This is a genomic window from Actinomycetospora sp., from assembly GCF_055612215.1.
In genome coordinates this window covers 1-5,412 of the sequence record NZ_JBVPVA010000418.1, presented here as the reverse complement: position 1 = coordinate 5,412, position 5,412 = coordinate 1, and the positions used below count along the sequence as shown (strand labels likewise).

The following is a 5,412-nucleotide window of genomic DNA, read 5'->3' as shown; positions in this document are numbered from 1 at the left end:
CCTTGAGCGTGTCGCCCGCGACGCTCGGGCGGTCGAGGTGGAGCAGGTGCGCGATCTCCCGCATCACCGCGGGCAGGCCGCCCGCGTAGCAGAGGTCCTCCATGAGGAAGCGCCCCGAGGGTTCGAGGTCCACCAGGGTCGGCACGTCGCGACCGAGCGCGTCGATGTCGTCGAGGGTGAGGTCCACCCCGACGCGCCCGGCGAGCGCCATCAGGTGGACGACCGCGTTGGTCGAGCCGCCGATGGCCGCGTTGACCCGGACCGCGTTCTCGAACGCCTCGCGGGTCAGGATCGTCGAGGGGCGGACGTCGTCCTCGACGAGCGCGACGGCCCGCTGGCCCGCCCGTTGCGCGGTCTCGTAGCGACGCGCGTCGACCGCGGGCCACGTCGCCGAGTACGGCAGCTGCAGGCCGAGCGCCTCGGCCAGGCAGGCCATCGTCGAGGCGGTGCCCATCGTCATGCAGTGCCCGGCGGAGCGGGCCATCGCGCCCTCGGCGAAGAAGCACTCCTGCGGGGTGATCGTCCCGGCGGCGAGCTCCTCCTCGAACCGCCACACCTGGGTGCCCGAGCCCAGCTCGCGGCCCTGGTACTTGCCGTTGAGCATCGGCCCGCCGGTCACCATGATCGACGGCAGGTCCGCGCTGGCCGCGGCCATCAGCAGGCCCGGGGTGGTCTTGTCGCAGCCGGAGAGCAGGACGAGGCCGTCGATCGGGTTGGCGCGCGCGAGCTCCTCGGCCTCCATGGCGAGCAGGTTGCGGTAGAGCATCGCGGTCGGGCGCAGCAGCGTCTCCCCCAGGCCCATGGCCGGGAACTCGAGCGGGAAGCCGCCGGACTGCCAGACGCCCTTCTTGACCGACTCCGCGACGCGGTGCAGGTGGGCGTTGCAGGGCACGAGCTCCGACCACGTCGTGGCGATGCCGATGACGGGGCGGCCGTCGAAGACCTCGCTCGTGACCCCCTGGTTGCGCATCCAGGAGCGGTGGATCATGCCGGAGCGCCCGACCGCGCCGAACCAGGCGGTGCTGCGACGAGGGGCGCTCACCGGGCGTCCTCGGCTCCGACGGCGGCCGGTGCGGCGGTGGGGGCGTCCCGGCCGGGATTGGCGCGCCCGCGCAGGGTCAGCATGATCGCGCCGCCGACCAGCAGCGACGCCGCGAGGACCATCGAGGTGGACAGGAAGCTGCCGTCGGAGACGTCCTGCAGGTAGCCGCCGAGGTAGGGCCCGACGAAGCCGCCGAGGTTGCCCAGCGCGTTGATCAGCCCCATCGCGCCGCCGGCCAGGGCGACCGGGACGGCCAGGGAGGCGCTCGCCCAGAACGGCCCGTCGTAGGCCAGGACACCCGCCGTCGCGAGGCAGACCAGGGCGATGGACAGGGCCGGGATGGTGCCCAGGGCCACGGACGCGACCAGGGTGACCGCGCCGATCGCCAGCGAGATCATGACGTGGAAGGCGTAGCGCCGGTTGCGGTCGGCGGCGCGGGCGTTGAGGTACATCGCGACGACGGCCACGACGTACGGGACCGCGGTGAGCCACCCGACGAGCACGGAGTTGCCGCCGGTGGTGGCCTTCAGCAGCGTCGGGAGCCACAGCGTGAGGCCGTAGAACCCGACCTGGATGAGGAAGTAGACCAGGACCAGCCGCCACACGACGCTGGAGCGGAAGACCTCGCGGTAGCCCGCCACCGGCGGCGCGTCGGCCTCGTCGCGGGCGAGCTCGGTCTCGATCCACTCCCGCTCCTCCGCCGAGACCCACGGGGCCTGCGAGGGCCGGTCGGCGACCAGCCACAGCCACAGCGGCAGGGCGATCACGAAGGGCAGCGCGCCCTGGATGTAGAAGAGCCCCCGCCAGTCGGAGAAGGAGAGGATCCAGCCCGACAGCGGTGCGGTGATGATCGAGGAGATCGGGATGTTCATCATCCAGATCCCGAAGGCCCGCGCCCGCTCGCGGGTCGGGAACCAGTGGCTGATCAGGACCAGGATCGCCGGCCAGATGCCGCCCTCGGCGACGCCGAGGAAGAAGCGCACGACGAGCAGCTGGGTGAAGTCCTGCACGACCCCGGACAGGATCGCGAAGATGCCCCAGGCCACGATCATGATCGCGACGAACTTCTTGGCGCTCCAGCGCTCGGCGAGGTGGCCGCCGGGGATCTGGAGCGCCAGGTAGCCCAGGAAGAAGATGCCACCGGCGAGGCCCTGCTGGGCCTTGTCGATGTGCAGCTCGCTGCCCAGACCGGCGAACGCGAAGCTGATGTTCGTCCGGTCCATGAACGAGATGACGTAGACGATCACGGCGACCGGGATCAGGCGCATCCAGCGGGTGCGGCCCACCGGGTACGGCTGGACGGTGCGGTCGGTGCCGGCAGCGGCCATTGCTGCCCACCTCCTCGGCGGAGTACGCGCGTCACGGACGGATCCGGCCTCCGCGCGGCGTCCCGCAGAGTGTTGTCCGGGTCACAGCGAGTTCACCGTGCCAGCTCGAGACGTCTGATGTCCAGGCCGGCGGGCGCGTGGCCGTAGTCTCGTGTCAGGAGGCCGAGGGCGTCCCACCAGATGGCCCTCCACCGGGCGGGAAGAAGCTCATGAGCTCCACGACCACCCCGGGCGGCCCCCGGTCGGACGCCACCCCGGACCCCAATCCGGAACCGACCCCGGACCCGGCTCCGCTCGTCGTCGACGGATCCGCGCTCGGGCCGCCGGGCGCCCGCTTCGACCAGCAGTCGGCGTTCCTGCGTGGCCTGGCCGGGGCCTGCGGGGTCGCGGTCGTGGCGGCCGTCGCCTGGCTGGTGATCCAGGTCGGCTCGGAGCTGATCCTCGTCGGGCTGGCCCTGTTCATCGCGGTCGGCCTGGAGCCCGCCGTGGGCTGGCTCCGGCGGCGGCGCTTCCCCCGGGCCCTCGCGGTGACCGTGGTGCTGGTGCTCGCCTTCGGCTCGGTCGCCGGGTTCCTCGCCACCGCCATCCCCGTCGCGGTCGCGCAGGCGACCCAGGCCGCCGCCGCCCTGCCCGCCTTCCTGGCGTCCCCGGCCGGCCAGAGCTCGGTGCTCGGCCGCCTCGAGGGCCGGTTCCACCTCGAGCAGGTCCTCGAACAGGCCGCCACCGCCGACAACGGCGCGACGGTCCTGGGCGCCGGCGAGGCCGTCGTGGGCGGTGTCGCGTCCACGGTCATCGTCGTCGCGCTCGTCGTCTACTTCCTGGCCGACCTGCCGCGGCTACGCCGCACGGCGGCCCGTCTCGTCCCCGCCTCGCGCCGCACCCGCGCGACCCTGCTGGGCGACGAGATCCTCGCCAAGGTCGGCGGGTACGTCCTGGGCAGCCTGCTGCTCGCCCTGATCGCGGGCACGTCCACGCTGGTGCTGCTGCTGATCCTCGGCCTGAGCTACGCCGTCCTGCTGGCGGTCCTGGTCGCCCTGCTCGACCTCGTGCCCGTGATCGGGTCGATCCTGGGGGGCCTGGTGGTCACGGCGGTCGCGCTGGGGAGCTCGGTCCCGGCCGCGATCGCCACGGCGATCTTCTTCGTGGCCTACCGGCTCGTCGAGGACTACGTCCTGCTGCCCCGCATCATCGGGCGGACGGTGGACGTCCCGGCACTGATCACCCTGGTCGCCGTCGTCCTCGGGGCCGCCCTGCTCGGCCCGGTCGGCGCCATCGTCGCCATCCCGCTCGCCGCCGCGGCCCTGCTGCTCGTGCGCGAGGTCGTCATCCCCTATTTCGACCGGACCTGACGGCCTCGAGGGCGCGCCGGTGGGCCGCGGTCAGGAGCCAGGCGGCCACGCCGTGCGTCGCGGGGTCGATCCGGTCGGCGAGGCGCCGGAACTCGAGGAAGGCCTCGTACGTGACGTCCTCGGCGACGCCGGCGTCCCCGCAGACACTGCGCACCAGGAGATAGACCCGGGGCGCGAGGCGGTCGTAGAGCTCACCGAGCGCGACCGGGTCCCCGGCCGCGATGCGGGCCACCGCTGTCGCCTCTGCCGTGCCCTCGGCGGCCTCCGGCGAACCGCTCGCCCGATCCATGGTCGACACGCGCCCTCACGTCGTCGCGGCATCCGGGGTGGATGCGGGCGTCGGGGTCCGGGGCGCCGGGATGGTGCCCGACGTCGTCGGGCTCAAGTCAGTTAGCCCGCCGGTGACGTGTCGAAACAACGGGTGTGACGGGAGCCCGGGGATGAGGGGCACACCGCGCAGCTCCGACCCGGCCACCGCCTGCCCCACGCACCCCTGATCATCGCCCCGGGTCACGCCGCACCCGGCCCGTCCGACGACGGGCACACCACGCAGCTCCGAGGCGGCTCAGCCCTGTCTGACGTGCTCGTGATCATGCGCCCGGGCGGCCTGGACCGTCACCTCGCACCCCGTGCGCGGCGCCGCGGCCGGTCCTCGGGCGTGAGCGCCCGCACGACCCGCAGCTCCCGCGCGATGGTCGCGACGACCCGGCGGCAGAACGCCTCCGGCTCGTCGGCGCCGTCGGGGCGCTCGTCGATGACCGCGTCGACGACGCCTCCCGCGAGGAGGTCGGTGCTGCGGATGTGCTGGGTCGCGACGACCTCGGCGGCCCGGTCCGCGCTCCCGTGCACGATCACCGACGCACCCTCCGGCGGGAGCGGGGTGAGCCAGGCGTGCCGGGCGGCGACGACCCGGTCGGTCGGGAGCAGCGCGAGCGCCGCCCCGCCCGTGCCCTGCCCGAGGAGCACCGCGAGCGTCGGGACCGGCACCGTGGCCAGGTCGGCCAGGCAGGACGCGATCTCGCCGGCCAGGGCGCCCTGCTCCGCGGGGACCGAGAGCACCGCGCCGGCGGTGTCGACGACGGTGACCACCGGGAGGCCGAGCTCGCGGGCGACCACGAGGGCCCGCCGCACGCTGCGCAGCGAGCCGGGGCCCACGGGAGCGGCCTGCTCGGCCCGCCGGTCCTGGCCGATCAGCACGCAGGCGGTGCCGGCGAAGCGCGTCAGACCGAGGACGAGCCCGTCGGCGGTCTCGCCGCGCCCGGTGCCCGACAGCGCGACCAGGGGCTCCCCGTGCTGCGCGAGGACCTCGGCCAGGCCTGGGCGCTCTCGCCGCCGGGTGCGCCCGACGGACTCCCACGCCGCCCCGGGCTCGTCGACCGGACCCCCGGCCGCGCCCAGGTCGTCGACGACCGCCCCGTCCCGCGCCAGTAGGTCCAGGACGGTCGCCAGGTGTCCGCGGAGCGCCTCCGGGGCCACCACCGCGTCGACGACGCCGTGGGCCAGGAGGTTCTCCGCGGTCTGGACGCCGGCGGGGAACTCGCCGCCGTGCAGGGCCGCGTAGACCTTCGGGCCGAGGAAGGCGATCAGCGCGTCCGGCTCGGCGAGGGTGAGGTGCCCCAGCGAGCCCCACGAGGCGAGGACCCCGCCGGTGGTCGGGTGGCGCTGGTAGACCACGTAGGGCAGCCCGGCGGCC

At 74.3% G+C, this 5,412-nt stretch carries 5 protein-coding genes; 1 reads left to right on the top strand and 4 read right to left on the bottom strand.

Going from position 1 to position 5,412, the window contains the following annotated elements; all coding sequences use genetic code 11:
* A partial coding sequence (locus AC0CYZ_RS11805) for a dihydroxy-acid dehydratase domain-containing protein (protein WP_472215490.1) occupies nucleotides 1–1,042 on the bottom strand: 1,042 nt, incomplete at its 3' end.
* Nucleotides 1,039–2,370 carry an MFS transporter gene (locus AC0CYZ_RS11800; RefSeq protein WP_472215488.1) on the bottom strand — a complete coding sequence of 444 codons (1,332 nt, stop codon included), beginning with the start codon at nucleotides 2,368–2,370 and terminating at the stop codon, nucleotides 1,039–1,041. The genes AC0CYZ_RS11800 and AC0CYZ_RS11805, both read right to left, overlap by 4 nt.
* 209 nt (nucleotides 2,371–2,579) lie before the next feature.
* Between AC0CYZ_RS11800 and AC0CYZ_RS11795 the strand changes: the two genes are divergently transcribed.
* Entirely contained in the window at nucleotides 2,580–3,719 is a 1,140-nt protein-coding gene (locus tag AC0CYZ_RS11795; protein ID WP_472215486.1) for an AI-2E family transporter, read from the top strand.
* On the opposite strand, the gene AC0CYZ_RS11790 is transcribed toward AC0CYZ_RS11795, so the two are convergent.
* Nucleotides 3,694–4,008, bottom strand: coding sequence for a sigma factor (locus AC0CYZ_RS11790; RefSeq protein WP_472215492.1), 315 nt, complete (start codon nucleotides 4,006–4,008; stop codon nucleotides 3,694–3,696). The two genes, AC0CYZ_RS11795 and AC0CYZ_RS11790, sit on opposite strands and share 26 nt — an antisense overlap.
* Nucleotides 4,009–4,334: 326 nt before the next feature.
* The coding region (locus AC0CYZ_RS11785) for a carboxyl transferase domain-containing protein (protein WP_472215484.1) at nucleotides 4,335–5,412 on the bottom strand (1,078 nt) is incomplete at its 5' end.

Bases quoted from the DNA above. Each gene is read 5' to 3' on its own strand.
- AC0CYZ_RS11800 (WP_472215488.1), bottom strand. From the start codon at position 2,370: ATGGCCGCTGCCGGCACCGACCGCACCGTCCAGCCGTACCCGGTGGGC.
- AC0CYZ_RS11795 (WP_472215486.1), top strand. From the start codon at position 2,580: ATGAGCTCCACGACCACCCCGGGCGGCCCCCGGTCGGACGCCACCCCG.
- AC0CYZ_RS11790 (WP_472215492.1), bottom strand. From the start codon at position 4,008: ATGGATCGGGCGAGCGGTTCGCCGGAGGCCGCCGAGGGCACGGCAGAG.